General features: G+C 53.9%; 12 protein-coding genes. 6 read left to right on the plus strand and 6 right to left on the minus strand.

What is annotated here, in order from left to right; genetic code table 11:
• Nucleotides 1-9 precede the first annotated feature (9 nt).
• Nucleotides 10-2445, plus strand: coding sequence for a TraM recognition domain-containing protein (locus J1C54_RS08150; RefSeq protein ID WP_229146302.1), 2436 nt, complete (start codon nt 10-12; stop codon nt 2443-2445).
• Nucleotides 2446-2447: 2 nt separating this feature from the next.
• On the opposite strand, the gene J1C54_RS08155 is transcribed toward J1C54_RS08150, so the two are convergent.
• Nucleotides 2448-3077 (minus strand): hypothetical protein, encoded by a 630-nt coding sequence (locus tag J1C54_RS08155; RefSeq protein WP_229146303.1) that lies wholly within the window; start codon nt 3075-3077, stop codon nt 2448-2450.
• A gap of 60 nt (nt 3078-3137) precedes the next feature.
• On the opposite strand from J1C54_RS08155, the gene J1C54_RS08160 reads away from it, so the two are divergent.
• Both J1C54_RS08160 and J1C54_RS08165 read left to right on the plus strand, forming a co-directional pair.
• On the plus strand, nt 3138-3803 hold the full coding sequence (locus J1C54_RS08160) for a hypothetical protein (RefSeq protein WP_229146304.1): 666 nt from the start codon (nt 3138-3140) through the stop codon (nt 3801-3803).
• 3 nt (nt 3804-3806) lie between these two features.
• Entirely contained in the window at nt 3807-4307 is a 501-nt protein-coding gene (locus J1C54_RS08165; protein WP_229146305.1) for a hypothetical protein, read from the plus strand.
• Between the two features lie 4 nt (nt 4308-4311).
• Here the strand turns inward: J1C54_RS08165 and J1C54_RS08170 are convergent, their stop codons facing one another.
• Together J1C54_RS08170 and J1C54_RS08175 are read right to left on the minus strand one after the other, a co-directional pair.
• Nucleotides 4312-6249: a hypothetical protein gene (locus J1C54_RS08170; RefSeq protein WP_229146306.1), complete on the minus strand. Its 1938-nt coding sequence runs from the start codon at nt 6247-6249 to the stop codon at nt 4312-4314.
• A 21-nt stretch (nt 6250-6270) separates the two neighbouring features.
• On the minus strand, nt 6271-7134 hold the full coding sequence (locus J1C54_RS08175; protein ID WP_229146307.1) for a hypothetical protein: 864 nt from the start codon (nt 7132-7134) through the stop codon (nt 6271-6273).
• 98 nt (nt 7135-7232) lie between these two features.
• Between J1C54_RS08175 and J1C54_RS08180 the strand changes: the two genes are divergently transcribed.
• Both J1C54_RS08180 and dnaG read left to right on the plus strand, forming a co-directional pair.
• Nucleotides 7233-8828, plus strand: a complete 1596-nt coding sequence (locus J1C54_RS08180) for a hypothetical protein (protein WP_229146308.1) — start codon at nt 7233-7235, stop codon at nt 8826-8828.
• A 6-nt stretch (nt 8829-8834) separates the two neighbouring features.
• Nucleotides 8835-10730, plus strand: coding sequence for a DNA primase (gene dnaG, locus J1C54_RS08185; RefSeq protein WP_229146309.1), 1896 nt, complete (start codon nt 8835-8837; stop codon nt 10728-10730).
• Between the two features lie 60 nt (nt 10731-10790).
• Here the strand turns inward: dnaG and J1C54_RS08190 are convergent, their stop codons facing one another.
• Both J1C54_RS08190 and J1C54_RS08195 read right to left on the minus strand, forming a co-directional pair.
• Complete coding sequence (locus J1C54_RS08190; RefSeq protein ID WP_229146310.1) at nt 10791-11342, minus strand: hypothetical protein; 552 nt, start codon at nt 11340-11342, stop codon at nt 10791-10793.
• A gap of 59 nt (nt 11343-11401) precedes the next feature.
• A complete protein-coding gene (locus tag J1C54_RS08195) occupies nt 11402-11920 on the minus strand; it encodes a hypothetical protein (protein WP_229146311.1) in 519 nt (172 codons plus the stop codon).
• Between the two features lie 90 nt (nt 11921-12010).
• Here J1C54_RS08195 and J1C54_RS08200 point away from each other — a divergent pair, with 90 nt between their 5' ends.
• Complete coding sequence (locus J1C54_RS08200) at nt 12011-12490, plus strand: PH domain-containing protein (RefSeq protein ID WP_229146312.1); 480 nt, start codon at nt 12011-12013, stop codon at nt 12488-12490.
• A gap of 22 nt (nt 12491-12512) precedes the next feature.
• On the opposite strand, the gene J1C54_RS08205 is transcribed toward J1C54_RS08200, so the two are convergent.
• The gene (locus J1C54_RS08205; RefSeq protein ID WP_229146313.1) at nt 12513-13679 is read right to left on the minus strand and encodes an SH3 domain-containing protein; all 1167 of its coding nucleotides are present in this window, start codon (nt 13677-13679) and stop codon (nt 12513-12515) included.
• Nucleotides 13680-15406: the final 1727 nt, after the last annotated feature.

The raw sequence follows: 15406 nt of genomic DNA on the forward strand, positions 1-15406 counted from the left end.
AGCCTAAAAATGACCGATATGAATTACGATAAAGACATTCTATACACACAGAAAAGCACCTTCGCTGAAGTGTTGGATGTGTTTAAGAATGGTGGCTCCGGCCCTGCATTGATTGCTCTTGCAGTGTTGACCCTTTTTGTCCCGTACAGCGCTTGGGTGACCGTTCCAATTGGTGTTGTTCTTGCGCTAATCGCTGCGTCCCGAGATACAATCTCCCCTCCCCTGTTTATGCCTCGCGCCAGTAATCAGCGCGATGTTCACGATTTAGACCCGGGCAAAAGAAAGCCAATGATGGCCAGGGGGTCAACTTACCTCGGAAGCGAAGTTCCAGAGGAGGTGTCTAAACCCCGACGTGAGGTATGGAATGTCGCCGACATGGAGACGCAGCACTACCTAGTGCTAGGTACTACTGGTGCTGGTAAAACTGAATTCCTGCTCGGCCAAGTATTCAATAGCCTGCTACAAGGATCTGGCTGTGTTTATGTCGACGGCAAAGCTGAAACGAAGCTAGTCGGAAGAATCTACGCTATAGCAAGAAGACTCGGCCGCGAAGATGATGTGCTGGTCATTAGTTACTTGACTGGCAATCAAGATCTGCGATTTAGGAATGTTCAGCAACTAACAAACACTTTCAACCCGCTAGTGTACGGCTCGTCTAGCGTGATTTCCGAAATGCTTAAATCGATGCTGGCCAGCACCGGCGGATCAGGCGGCGACAGCTGGCGAAACCTTGCAGAGCAGTTTCTGGACGCGCTGGTTCGCCCCTTGGTTTTCCTGCGCGACGTTGCAGAACAGCCTCTCACTGTTGGCAGAATTCGGAGTTCTTTGGACCTCCACGGTGTTGGCGCCTTGTTCCGAGAAATTGCGGAGCTTAAGCCAATGCTAGACAGTCAAGGCATTAAAGTGCCACAGACAGTCACCGACGGACTCGCTGGCTATATCCGAAATCTGCCAGGCATCAAGGCAGAGCATGCCGATATGATTATCCATCAAGGCATAGTTCATGAAAAGTTACCGCAAACTGTAATGGACCAGCATGGCTATCGGTCCATGCAGCTGATACCCGTCCTAAGTATGCTTGCAGACGAGTACGGGCATATTTTCGAGGCGCCACGATCTGATGTTGATATGTGGGATGTGCTAACCAATAGACGAATTCTAATTGTGCTACTCCCGGCGCTAGAGAAGTCACCTAGCTCGATGGCAAACCTTGGGAAGATCATTCTTGCCGCTATTAAATCCATGCTTGGCATGGCGTTGGGCCATCTGACTGACGGCGACCTCTGGATGCAAAGAAAGTCTGCTCCGCTGAAGTCAAAAACGCCCTTCAAGATTATTCTTGATGAGGTCGGCTATTACTTTGTTGAAGGCATCGCGGTAACCGCCGCCCAGGCAAGATCGCTTGGTTGCTCGTTTATATATGGAGCGCAGGACTTGCCAGCGCTTAAAAAGGGGAATGAGAAAGAGGCTGGCTCGGTCATCGGCAATACGAATACAAAAATCGTCGGCAGGATCGAGGATGCGCAAGACAGCATGCAGATGATAAGCGCTCGCGCTGGGCACGTGTATCGAAAGGAAAACAAAGGATACGAAAAGGAAAGCACCGAGCTTGGCGTAAAGGTAATGAAATCGAAGTCCATTGGCATTGAGCGCAGAGAAGCGATCACTGTGCGAGATGTTGAGTCGCTATCTAATGGACGGTTTATTTGCATGCATGGCCCCCATCGATTCACATTTGACGCACTCTTCACCGGTGCTATTGACCTTCGTTACACCCAAAACAATACCTTCGTCGACGTTGAGCCGCCGACGCGCCAGGATATTGAGGAGTACGTTCTTGGAATGGAGCAGGCATCCGCAGCATTCGAGCGGATTATGAAGCAAAAGCCCGAGACCGAAGTTGCAGAAGATCTAGTTAATGCCTCCAAGGCCATGGACATGCTAACCGGACGAATGAACCCGCTGAATGCGGCCATGGTGGCCCTGGAAAGGTATAGAGCCGTAGCGCTCCAAAAGAAAAAGGACATGCATGACGAGCTGCGGGCGAACGCCAAGAGTATCGCAGCATCTTCAGAGTTTGGGGAGGAAGTTGTCGACGTGTTTACGACTCCTAGAGGCTCGCTTGAAAGTGACGATGAGACATCCAGCCCTCGCGAGTCCCAGGACGAATCCTCCCTTGACCGCTCTACGGTAGAAGAAAGCCTGCGCAAGCTCCACCGTGCTGCAAATAAACGATTCGGCTCAGCATCGCCAATGAGTGCCTTCGATACTCTTGCCGAGACAACAGAGGCAGAAGATAAAGAATCCAATGATGATGACCGGGCTGCCCGTGAGGCCCGCACCATTACTTCTCACATGGCCATTAGTACCCAGCACCCAGTAAATCCCCATCCAGAACGGGACAAAGGCTTGCTTATTAAATTATTGGCGAAGCTGCTCGAATAGTTCTAATCAATAATAAAATCGAGAATCACGCCATCACAATCGGGCACCTTATAGCTGTCGATGGCGTCCCGAGAAAGAATCGTGACAAAAGAGTACTCCTCGCGGTCACTGCCCATAATCGGGTAGATCACCGCTTCGAGGTGCTTGGTTGGCGGGTAAGATCTCAAAAACTCGGTCAGGAGCTCTGGCTGCCAAGAAAAACGAATAGTGCTTGATGGTATATCGCGCGGACGCCTTTTAATCGGGACATTGCGCTGCTTCAGGAACTCCGTATATGCCTCATCAAGCTGCTCGAGAAGCGCAGCCCGGCACTTGCTTATGTAGAGGATCGTCGACCCCCGCATAACATCGATATCGGTATTATTTTTGTGGTCCGATATCCCTCTAAGATAGACCTCCACAGGATAAACCCATTGCTTCTTACCTTTTGGCAGGGCGTCCATATCCTTCTCGATATGCATCAACGCGCTATGGCTTGAGTAGAATCCATGGAGGAGGCTCAGCCCTTTCTTGGAAAGAGCTGGGAGTCCGATCGTTCTGATAGGAGGTATGGAGTGAATGGGGAAGCGATCGCCAGGATCTGGAGCGTATCCAGCAGGCAGGAAAAATGCTCCGTAGCAGGCAAGCCTCATTGAAAATATCCCGTAAACAACCCATAATACGTGAAATACGAACCGCAGGAGATGCTCAACATGGTCACCAAAGTGACTGCTCGCAGCTCAACCATCATCCCCGAGAAAGGAGCGCAACTGTGCTGGGCGCACCTGCCCCGGCTCCAAGCCTACATCAGCGACTACTTCAAGGGGAAGGCTAAAGAAGAAACCAACGAGAGCGATACTGCGGGCCCGACCATCACCATCGAGACAATGTGCACGATCCTCGGCATCCAGCAGAATGTTTGGGATAAGAATGTGCGCAGCGCAGACAAAGCCAATCAGCCTATCCAGGATGTAACACTGTGTCTTTTGGTACGCTTGTACTTTAACAATCCTGGCCTGGCTTGGGACTACGTATCTCCTCTACGGATACATCAGATCCTTGGCGGCCCTCTTAAGTACACAGGGAGAATGTTCGGGCGGGAAGACGGCTCGGCGCATAGATGGGTAAGCGGTGGATCCAGTGGCAGACCAAGCGCCACGGTATCAAGACTCATGCTGCACTTCCGAGATCTGTACAACGTGCACGGTGAAAACATCAGAGGCACATGGGAAGACATGGTTAAGACTGAGTATGCCTTCCATGGGATCGATGAGCCCTTCGGAAAATCGATCGAGAAGGCTCACAGCGAGGCAGCTCAGCGCCACAGTGTCGTACTGGCAGCGCTTGCCTCAGATGATGATGAGACTAAGGAGAAATAAGCATTGGACGCTGCTGTCGCCAGGCTTCTGATGGAAGAAACTCACTCTAAGGCCGCCGAAGCCATAGACAAGAGCTTCGGCACCGGTGCGCACCTCGTCACGTCAGCACTGACAACAATGTTGATCCGGGAAGTCCTGGCCAAGTTTGGGTTACCTCTCCGGATCATTGCCTGCCGCGCGAAAGTTGTAATGTCTGATGAAAACGGAGAGCAGCCTGTCGCCACTGACGATGACCACCTAGTAATGGTGGGAAGCGGTTTTTACTTCGCCCCTCTCCTTGGCAGAATGGGCGGCGCCCGGTCCGCACCAGGAAGAAATGTATTTGTGGCAGGAAGGTTCCCAGGCCCGCATCAAGCGGACGCGCCATTTCGTGCAAGACATGGGGACCTGATTGTCACATTCTCCCCAAAAGAGGATCAGGTAAGCTGGCTCTATAGCTCTGATGCAGACCCCAAGAGAGTTGGGCCATTAGTTCGGCAGATAATTGCTGCGATTGCCGCATAGGGCGTTATCGCCCTGGCCCAGGCGTATCATCGATTTCTGGAAGAGAGTCCCAGTCCACAGTTGCATCATCCGTGATCTCAACAACCTCAGCATACTCAGCAACCGCCGTAGCAAAGCCAGCCGTTTTGTGTCCTTCCGGGCATACAAAAACTGTCGGAGGGGGCACTTGATCAAGAGCTGAAAGACGTGGTGGATAGTCGAAAAGATCAGTGAAATAAACGATAGCATCAACCTTGATTTCTTGGTCCTGCAGATATGAAACACCTTGATTGATAACCTTTGCCAGATCTGTACCGCCGCGGCCGGGAACGACAATTTTTTCTAATACATCTTCTGCGTTTTCTTCGGTTACCTCAACCGGCTCTCCTCTTAAAGACGTGTCGCCAGAGTAAACAAACAAACGAGCTGCACCGCCGTCTGCCCCCTCTGCCAGCCCTTTGGTTTCGGAGAAGAACATACGAAGCATCTCCATGCTCACCGAGCCAGAACTATCGATCAGGGTGAGGATGACAGATTCCTGCCGTTTTTGGACATCACTGCCCTGATAAAGCGCTCCTCCTAGCCCCATCATCCCAGGGTCAATGTAAAATACGGAGTGGGGCTCATCCATATCCTTTTCGTAAGACTTGCCGGCGCCGTTGATTACCTCACCAACAGCTCCCGTCCAACTGATTTTTGGCTCATTCAGTCTATCAATAACATCGTTAGCATATTCATCCATGTGCTTGCCTGGCATTATGTCGCCAATCCCGCTCTCTCGCCGCTTGTTAAGGGCGTTCTCCACCATTCTTGAGGCCTTGTTTTCAATCTGAGAGTGCGCCGACTTATCGCTTGAGTCAGGAATCCCCAGCGCATCCTTAACCTTCTCGAGCTCAGGGTTTGAGTGAAGACTCTCTTCAAGAATGCGCGCCAGATCCTTCGACGAAATCATGTGAGATGATGTGTCGCCATTCATAGACTTGTCGGTGCCTTTGCCAGCCTTCCGAAGAGCCTCTGCAAGCTGCTCTTCCGCCGACTTCACAGGGCCTGATTCTCCTTCGCCCTGCTGACCTGACTGATCCGGCTGACCCTGCTGACCCTGCTGACCCGACTGATCCGACTGATCCGGCTGGCCCTGCTGACCTGACTGATCCGGCTGACCTGACTGATCCGGCTGGCCCTGCTGACCCGACTGATCCGGCTGGCCCTGCTGACCTGACTGATCCGGCTGACCCTGCTGACCTGACTGATCCGGCTGGCCCTGCTGACCCGACTGATCCGGCTGGCCCTGCTGACCCGACTGATCCGGCTGGCCCTGCTGACTTGTCTGGCTCTGAGCGTGCTCGCGATTAATTCGATTCACCTCCCCGACCATTTCGCGGAAAATTTCTTCCTCGCTCATGGCTGCATATTTTTCGACTGCCTCGAGGCCGTGAGCTGTTTTTGCCATGATCTGTCCCCAAGGGTATTTGGGGTAGCCGATTTTTTGTCTCGCATTAATTGCGCGATCCAAAGCAACGTTCGCTGCATAGCCTCCAAGCTCTTTTGAGCCAAAAACCTGAGCAGCGTTGCGTAGGCGTCGATTGTGCTGCAGTAGAACGTGGCCTACCTCATGCAATACAAGATGGATGACCTCGTAAGTATTAGGGTTGGCTTGCTCGCTTTCGATTAGGGACTGGAGAAACGGCGCCGCAATATAAATGTGTCGAAAGTCAGTAAAGGCTGTATTTGCTACCTTCTCCATGATCACAGGGTGATCGTAGACAAAGACCGGCAGCTCTTGGAGCAACAGAGACGCGGCGCCGAATCGCGGAACAAAATGGCGGCGGCCGCGAATCGTTAATGGAATCGAGGCCCTCATCCATTCGGTGACCCGGTTCATGTGGAGCTGCAGGTGTGGGAAGTTTTGGTTTAGGACGCCACCCTTTGGTGGTGCCACAGGGGCAGACGCTATATCGCTCATCTTAAAATCTCCGGAAAAACACTAAATCACGCTGAAATCAGGGTCATTCATGCTGTCAGCGTCAGTGATTGACTCAAGGCGGGCCTCAATCGTCTGGCCTCGCACTACCGTAATAACGTCACTCAGGCCTCTGCTGTCGGCAATGGACACTGCGTCTAACCCATAGCGAGACCGGTCGGTTACCTTGCACCCGTTTTGGGCAAGGGAGATCAAAATTCTGGACGCTTTGAGCTGATGTTCCTCGTACTGCTTGGCGTTTCGGACCACTACCATTGCCGGGGTTTCTCGAGCCACATCACCGGCATCAAACGTGCTGAAGTCGTACCCGTTAGCACACAGATGTTCAAACAGGGCGGGACAAATGGCCGAGCAAGCGACCTGGGCAAGCTCATGGGTTGGGGGCTGGTTGGCTACGACAAGATATCGAACAAACATCTCATCAAGGTCGTCTGCGCCAACGCCCAGAACCGCGTGTGCAAGTCTGGCGACCTGGTCGTCAGACAGCGCCAGGGCCTCCGCCCGCTTAGGCAGCGTCGTCAGGAGACATTCCAAGGCTGACGCGGCCGCCAGATAAGCATCTGCCTGGTCAACCGTGCGGGCGCCAACCTGCGAGGCGATCTGCTCTGCCCAGAGAGCAAGATAATCAGCAATGGTGCTTTTCTCGTGGTCGTTAGGAGAATCGAGGGTGTCGCGGTAAAGCAGCTCTGTCCCACCTGAGACTTTGCCGAGGGCATCATCGAGCTGATCCTGGATCTGTCCGCCGGTGCCAAGGGCTTTCTCAAGGGCTTGAACGACGGCGATTGCCTCCCCGGTACCCGTAAACACGGTTTCCCCGACAGTAACCTCTCTCATTCCGGTCAATACCGTTTTGTTCGCCTGGCTCATGTTTTAGTCTCCCGCCACTATTGAAACCAGCCCCTGAGCGCTGGTAAGCTATTACGCATAATATACATCTTACGGGATATTGAGGCAGGGCGGAACCCATGAGCGAATCTGAAAACATCAAGGGACTTGTATCGGCTGGCCAGCTGGCAAAGCGCATGGTCATTGGTTATTTGATCAAGCTCCACGGGGCTAAGGACCTTATTAAAGAGGGGCTCATAGAGCCTAATACCGAATGGAACGATCGAGTGGAGGCTGCCTACGAGGCCGCGACCGGGGGGCTCGAATTTGATCCAGCTCTGAAGGTGACCCCGAGAGCGGCGTTCTACGCGCAGGGGTTCCCTGGTGAAGGCAAGTCTACAGCATTCAAAATTGCAGCCCGGGACCTATCTAGGCTGCTTCGCCTGAATTGCGTTGTTGACCCTAGCCCAGATTACGAGCCTGACCAGAATCGCGACTTCGTGTTCATTACGGAGAACCTGGCAGGCCAAAACTCCATCATTGATGTTGGCGGTATTCCAGATGTTCAGGAGCGGATGCTGGGCGGCAAGCCGCAGCGGTTCCTGATTAAGCGGGTGCGTGCATCGTTTGCCATCGCCTCTGCGGCCGCGGCCAACCTCATCTTGTTTGATGACATCTCAAATGCGTCGCCCGCAATTCAAGACACGATGCTGTCCATCTGCCTGGAGAACAAGTTCCAGGATTTGCAGCTTCCTCGCACTACCCTCATGGGCTATACCGGCAACTATGGCGCCATGGACGGCACCAATGCGATGAAGGTGTCTGCCGCGCTACGCACTCGTGTTCAGCTATTTAATGTCCAAGACACCTGCCACGAGTGGTGCGATCGTATTAATAAAGCGCTCGCAGGTGACCCGCTTGGCTCCGCCGGCACAGTGGCATTCCTGCGGGCCCACGGTGATGAGAATTTCAGGTCTCCGCCTCCAAAGGGCGCCAAGGGCGCGATTTACACCTACCCCGCCCCCCGCACGTGGTCATTCTTTCTGACTGAGGCTCGCGCTTTTTTGAGCATGTATAGCCAGATGGAGAAGAAGGGTGATCACTCGCTCTGGGAGTCAATGGGCTACTCAGACCCATGGGATTACCTCGAAGACAGCGCTGTTTCATCTATCGGCCCTGAGGCTGGTCACAAATATCGTGTCTTCGCGCAAATGATGTATACCGAGGCAGCCCCCCTCGCCCGTGCTTTTGTTGAAAACGGATCTCTCGACGATGACCAAATGAAGCTGCTTAAAGAGAAGGTCGGAGCGGGTCGAAATGCCGATGAAGTAGGCTTCGCCAACCAGTTTCTTGACCTAGTGATTGGCGAGGTCATGACGGATGTTAAAGCGCGAGCGCAGCAGGATTCAGCGACCTTGGCTAAAGCTCATAAACTTGTGGCTGGCGCATGTTACGGACTGGCAGCCCTCCCCATGGGCTGTACCAGCCTAGCACTGAACACGTACGGCACTAAACTGCTGAGCTGCGCTCCCAACCTGGCAGATAATCGCAAGGGCAATGAGGATGTGCTGAATACCAAAACGATCGAAAGCATCTTGGATGCTGTCACAGAAACCTGCACTGAGACAGGCCGATCACTATCGAAGTCTCAAAGCCAAGGTATCGGAGACGCCCTTGCGGGCCGCGTATATCTCGACGATGACGTTATGGCCGTTGCAACGCCGACAGGGGCATAAAGACACATGGAAGCCCCCCGCCATCTGATCGACAAAGTTAAGCAGCTCGCGAGCATTAAGGCGGTTGTCGGCGATCGTGTCAGCATGCCTAACAGATCTGGCAACGTCATGGTGTGCTGCCCATTCCATGACGACGGCAGCCCGTCCATGGTGGTTAATGTAAAGAAGAACAATGCTTTTTGCTTCTCATGCCGGAAAGGCGGGGATCCCATTGAGTTCATTCAGCGCTTCGACGGTGTGTCGTTCCGGGAGGCGCTGGAAAGTGCTGGCGATTACGCCGGCATCGACGTACGAGCAGAGCTAAAACAGCAGCAACCTGTCGATTCGGCCGAAGCCGCTGAAGCCAAGAAATTCTACGCCGCCCAGAGAAAGGCCATTGATGAGGCCCATGAGGCCTTCCGGCAAGCGCTAAAATCTGATGAGTCTGCGTATTCCTACCTCAGAACGACACGAGGCGTGTCCGACGAGGCCATTGAGAAATTTGGACTGGGCCTGGCGCCGGATGACTTCGGATTTCTCTCGCGTGCTCGTTTCAAGGCTGGCTGGATACAAGAGGCTGCCATCAGTATCGGATTGTGCAAATCATCTGAGCGTGCCGGGAACGTCTATGACCACTTCCGCGGTCGAATCATGTTTCCTTTTGAGACAAAGCCCGGCAGCGTAACTGGTTTTACTGGCCGTGCCATAGCTGACGTTAAGCCCAAATACCTAAACAGCCCTGAGTCTGAAGTATTTCAGAAGGCGGAGCTTGTCTATGGGTTGAATCAGGCTAAGGACCATAAGGAAAACGGGCCGTTTCTTGCCCTGGAGGGGCAGTTTGACGTGATCCGCTGCTGGATGGCGGGTTTCCCGGCTGGGGCGCTCAGCGGGTCGTCGGTCTCGGATGTTCAGCTTTCACGCATTTTCCGTGAATTCGACGAGATATGTTTCGTGTTCGATGGAGATGTCGCTGGAGCGAAAGCATCTCTTCGAACGATGGAGAGAATTGCTGCAGAGGTAGGGGGAAGCAAGCATGTATCGTTCGCTTTCCTTCCAGACGGTTACGATCCGGATGATTTCATAAAAGAACATGGCGCGGACGTCTTCGCAGAGCGCATTGCGCACCGCCTGACGTTTGGCCAATGTTTGTCTAGGCTGATTGTTGGCTCCAGCAAACTAACCGCTGGCTCACCCGAGTCCCGGCAAAAGTTGGTTGCTGAGTTGCGCGAATGGATGGACCGGATTGTTGATCCCGGGCTGCGCCTTGGCTTAATAGAGTCGGTAGCAAATGCAGCTGGAATTCCTCATGAGGCGCTGCTGGATGCCTTGTCCCATGAAGGCAATGATGTCGCCGATGAAGCGGCAACGGAGAGCGAGCTGCCTGACTGCAGGGTAGATCCGGAGCCCCACCAGGAGATGGAGAGCCTGATCCGACAACAGCCGGCATTCACCCTGCTCTACCTTTCAGCGAAGCATGAGAGCGTCCGCCAGCACATCCTAAATCGACAGGATGTGGCGTGCGCCGGTGGTGCACGAAAGGTTTTGCTGCAGGCCATTGCAGGGGAAGACCGAGTTATTGACGATGAGTTGCGCAAGGAAGTCAGTCGATTTTCGAAAGCGGCGGAGCATCTGATGCCTTTTGGCATCATGCTAGAAGATGATATCGATGCATGCATTCGACTGGCTGACCGGGCTTGCGATGCTATTTTGCCGGATCTCGCCAGCGCAGCCCCGGCTTCTCCAGTACCGGCATCTACATCCATTAATGCTGCCAGCGATCCGTTCGCCCTGCCATCGGTGAGTTCAAGCCAAAACACCAAACATCATGACCAGGTCGTATCACCGGATGTCGATGTAAAAAAAAAGCCTGAGCCGGTAGATAGCGATTCGGTTGCTGCGCTTTATTCCCCCCCGTCATTCTAATAGTGGCTTGCCTTTTACCTGCTGCCTGGGCATGCCGATAAACGGTGTAGGGTGAGGGAGTTAATAGGGTTTCAAGCCTGGGACATCATGGTCGTCGTCATCAAGGCCGAGGCAGGAATCAGCATCAGTGGGGTCACGGATAAAGAGTTGATGATAGTGGCCGCCAGCCACCGCTGCGATGAGTCGACTTAAACGATCCTCCCGGGCCCCTCTATTGCCTAGTGCCGCATCTTCATCAATCCATTCGCCAAGCACTTGCATGAAATAATCAATGGCAAGATGTTTGGCCTCTTGAAAGGTAGCAGCTGCGTAGCAACGCCCTGATGCCGGCCATACTTTGGTTGATGGGGCGAAGCCAAACCCTTGCGCGAATTCACCGCAAATATACGCGCGCCCGCCGTAATACCAGCGCTCGCCGTCAGTCGCAAAGCAAAGCGAGACATTGTCCTCAACATATACCTCCGGCCGTCGAGGGTCTATTGGCTTCGAGCTTGTAGTAAAGACATGATATAGCTTGGATTCGACGAAGACGCCCATCATGTTTGGCTGGCACGGAGGTAGCGCCGGAGAATGATCCTCAAACAATGATGTCTGGTAGCTGGTTCTAGCCATGCGTATCACCCTCGCTAAGTGCGTCATGTTGTGCTGCCGCTAAAGCCGCAGACATCTGTTTACATGCCTACTGTTCCTCGAGATTCCAACACAGCCGCCTCAAGGTCCCGCAAAGCCTTATCCGCGCCAGAGGGGTCGAACGTTCCGACTTGATCGCCATTTATGCGCACGATCAAGGCGCCCTCAGATAGCGCTGGTGCCACTAAAAGGTAATCAAAGACCACGTACCCTGACAGAGGCTTAACCTTTCTCGTAAACGGAATACCCTTCACGGAAACGGTAAAAGCCTCTTCAGCGCTTGTGGGCGATCCATGGAATTCGACGTCGGCAACCTCGTCGCTGTCGACCAGCACATTAATGATTTCCACTCTGGTGCCACTAGAAAGAAAATCACCTTGTAGTAGGCACAAACTGGCGCCCGATACGTGATCCATTGTGCAGGTCTCGAAGTAGAGAGAGTTCGGCCTGAGGGAAGGCTCCGACCAGCCCTTTGCCACCCCATCTTCAGGGGCTCCTGCGCAGGCGGCCACTATGGCGGCCACAGCGGAAACACCGGCGATGCTTACGTATTTCAGCATGGTGTTATTCATCCTTTAGGAAAGCGCTACGTTTAATATGTATCATAATAGATATATGCTGCCACACACCAATGCGAGAGGGAGTGATCAATGAAAAACGGAGTTATCTGCAAGGGCAAGCGACATCCAGCTGGGATGTATCCGCCAGCAGCGCTGATTGTGGTAGGTGCAGCCGTATGGGGTGTTGGCGCCTTGACGATTGGAGCTGACGTTGTCTTGCACATCATGGCCCTGGCGTCAGTGTTTGTCGGGTTTGTTGGCGTGGTAAGCGTTGCAATGGATATCGCGGGTTTCTCTATCAACGTCTATTCAGACCGCGTCACTATTCAAAGAGGGGCGCTTCTGGCGCGTGGAACCACGGAGATACCCCTGGCGAATATTGCTGAAGTCCAGCTGGATAGGTCATGGCTGACTCGGCTAATGGCTCCGTCAGCGGGGGTGATTACGTTGTCCCTAAGTGACGGTCGCTCAGGATCCCTGCCTCTATTGAGCAACGCAGAGCAAGTCGCCAGAACACTTCGAGGCTTAGCCTCCCCCGCTGGCGTCGAGAAGCCAGCGACACCAGAGTAGCTTTAAGGCTACTCCCCTCTCGCTAAAGCCCCGGGCATTTCGGCAGGTCAGCAGGGGTAAGGTTCTTAACCCCGCCGGGGACCTTGACGCAGCCAGCGAACACCCAGCCAAACATAGCAGGCGACTCCTCGGCAGGTCTCGTTGACGGTATTGCCTGGTACCAAGAACCTACCCGGCGCAGGATTCGCATCCTCGTACCCTGGGGCAATGTCGCTACAAGCTCATAGTCTGTTGATGGCCCAGATCGGACATTCAGGTTCACCGCCTTTACTTCCCCGTAAATCGGCTCTGCGCCGAATGTGTAACTCGCCCCGGGAAGGTCTAATGCTAGGGCCTCGCCCTCTACTGCCGCCATAGCTTCTGCCTTAAGCCGTCCAGCTTCAGGCGAGTACGGATCACCGCTGGACTCCGCCATCGACAGCCACTTGGCAGCGCCAATAAAGTCAGGGGGGGCATCGACACCAAACCCCTTGCCGCCTCGCAAGAGAACTGACCCAAGGACAAAACCGGCCCGTGGGATGTCTGCGTCAGCAGCTCGACCTAGATGATTCAAAGCCTCCTGATAGGAGGCGGTGGTCATCGGCAGTGAAAGCAAAGCCATCGCATAGTTAAAGGATCCGCTAGGCTCGCCATTCAATGCTGCACATCGGAGAAAATCGACCGCGACCTCAGGCCGAGACCTGGCCAGCGCGCGGTAGCCGAGCAAACCACATGCTCGCGTTGCGTATTCACCAGAGCCAAGTGCGGCAAGGTGGTAAAGGTCAGCAGCAGAGACCTGAGGCAATGGCGATATCCATTCTATACCTGGTTGCTCCTCAACGAGCTTGGCCGCCCGGTATGCACCTTCCGAATTGCCCTGTGCTGCCGCCTTTACAAAAAGGCTAAGAGCTAAAGTGGGGGTATCCTTTATGGCGAGCGCCCCGGCTATGACCGCCGCTTCATGGCTACCGGCACTAGCGGCCAGCAAAAATGCCTCAAGAGGAGCCAGGGCCTCATCTACCGTGCCGGCCTGAACAAGCAGTCCTCGCTGATAAAGACCAGATGGATACCCCTTTTCCACCAATGCATTGATGGTAGGCATCGCAGACTCTGGTGACAGGTAGTCGGCAAACGTTATCGCCGACGCGAAAGAAAGAACCAGCGCGGCGACAGCTTTAGGCGGTGTAATGTGAAAGACGGTAAGACTCATAAATCGGGGCTCTTGACGTATAATGCATAATATACGTGACTTTATGTACAGTAGGAAGGATCGGGGTGTCCGATATCGGACGCATATTCAAGATCGGGCCCGCCCAGGTGTCCGATATCGGACGCATAGTCAAGGCAATCCCTGATCGGCGTCCGATATCGGACACATTCAGGGGCATCCAATTAAAATGGCGTCCGATATCGGACAGGTAGGCGGACTGTAGTGTGTCATGTGTCCGATATCGGACGCATCCCTGCCAGCAAAGCGGTAGCAGATCCGCCCTGTGCTGCCCGATCCTGCCAGGTTGAATAAGCAGCTGCCTGCCACGCCTGCAATCAAACCGGGAGATACTTCGGAATAAGCTCCGATTGAGGCGGTCTTGGTCGCCGATCCGAGCAAGAGTAAAGACCAAGGCGTGAGTAGGTAACAGTCTGATTTTATAGGCTTGGGATCTGGCCGGACAGATCCAGAATTCTAGTCTAGGTCATTTCATTAGGAATGCCTGAGGATATTTCCGACTGCTCCGTACAAGCCGGCCAGGCTCCTGCGTAAATAATTATGCCCCCGCGCGGATGATTTTTTGCTGAGCCTGGATATCGACCGCTAGAAGATAAATGTCCGCCAAAAACGAAAATCGTAATTTTCAAAACACGTAAGGTCTTAAGACCTACATACATTTTAGGTAAAAAGAGAATGTTTAGGGATGGATCAATGAATAATTGACGTCCGATATCGGACACCAGCCAGTCAGATCGAGAGACTAAACACATCAAGAGTTGATGGATATGAAGGTTCAATCAAAACAACGAAACAGGGGCAATTAAGGAGAGCAGAATTACCGGGGAGGATGAACGCAGGACCAGGGATTGAATACATGGCACCCCAACCACTTCCCCCAAAAGAATGTATGGTGCAATTCCATCTTTATGACATAAATATGACAATAAAAGAGCCGTGCAACCCAAACTGCATTGCAGAATTCATTTTGGGTTGCACGACTGGAGCCCTCTCACAGCAGGTGATTCCCGGCACCCGAAGCACATGGCACCCCAACCGTATCCCCCAAGAACAATTTTGTGCGGCAACCAACAAGAACACCCATGCAACCCACCGCCCAACACCCGGCCACCCCCGCATTCTGCCGTCCGCTCCGCGTCCATCCTGTTGGTGTGAGGTGTATCTGTGAGGTGTATCTGTGGGGGTGTTCACCGCCCGTCCGCCAGCTACGAGATTGTATGGTTCATCTGGATCGGTGCCTGAGCGTTACGACGGTTGGGCTTCCCCCCTAGCGCCTGGCGCCCCCGCAGACGGGGCTTCCCCCTGGGGATGGGGATTGCCCGGGACGTGGGGCGATCCTGCGGCCTGGTCGAGTGTAATGGGGTGAGGGCTATGTAGCGGGGTGTTCTGTGGGGGTGTTCTGTGGGGCTCCTTTGTTCTGCTATCGAACATTTTGGTTAGATCGAGCGCGAGCGTCACGACACTGGGGCTACCCCCGACACTGGGGTCGCCTGGCATGGGCACCACCGCGGGCATACCCCACCGCGATGAGCCTCCTCAACCAGTCTGGGGCTACCCCCGTTATGCCCGGGCCTCCTCCACGGGCTGGGGCGAACCTGAGCGAGCGATTCTGGGGTGGGGTTTTCCCCGTCCGCCAGCGGCGAACAATTCTGTATTGATCGTGGATGCGTGCGCTCGCCGCCCTGGGGCCACCCCGCCAGCAGGGGTCT

This window comes from Alcanivorax sp. 1008, assembly GCF_020667895.1.
Classification (GTDB): Bacteria; Pseudomonadota; Gammaproteobacteria; order Pseudomonadales; family Alcanivoracaceae; genus PGZG01.

Coding starts and splice junctions, on each gene's coding strand:
- J1C54_RS08150 (WP_229146302.1), top strand. CDS start 10: ATGACCGATATGAATTACGATAAAGACATTCTATACACACAGAAAAGC.
- J1C54_RS08155 (WP_229146303.1), bottom strand. CDS start 3,077: ATGAGGCTTGCCTGCTACGGAGCATTTTTCCTGCCTGCTGGATACGCT.
- J1C54_RS08160 (WP_229146304.1), top strand. CDS start 3,138: ATGGTCACCAAAGTGACTGCTCGCAGCTCAACCATCATCCCCGAGAAA.
- J1C54_RS08170 (WP_229146306.1), bottom strand. CDS start 6,249: ATGAGCGATATAGCGTCTGCCCCTGTGGCACCACCAAAGGGTGGCGTC.
- J1C54_RS08175 (WP_229146307.1), bottom strand. CDS start 7,134: ATGAGCCAGGCGAACAAAACGGTATTGACCGGAATGAGAGAGGTTACT.
- J1C54_RS08180 (WP_229146308.1), top strand. CDS start 7,233: ATGAGCGAATCTGAAAACATCAAGGGACTTGTATCGGCTGGCCAGCTG.
- dnaG (WP_229146309.1), top strand. CDS start 8,835: ATGGAAGCCCCCCGCCATCTGATCGACAAAGTTAAGCAGCTCGCGAGC.
- J1C54_RS08190 (WP_229146310.1), bottom strand. CDS start 11,342: ATGGCTAGAACCAGCTACCAGACATCATTGTTTGAGGATCATTCTCCG.
- J1C54_RS08195 (WP_229146311.1), bottom strand. CDS start 11,920: ATGCTGAAATACGTAAGCATCGCCGGTGTTTCCGCTGTGGCCGCCATA.
- J1C54_RS08200 (WP_229146312.1), top strand. CDS start 12,011: ATGAAAAACGGAGTTATCTGCAAGGGCAAGCGACATCCAGCTGGGATG.
- J1C54_RS08205 (WP_229146313.1), bottom strand. CDS start 13,679: ATGAGTCTTACCGTCTTTCACATTACACCGCCTAAAGCTGTCGCCGCG.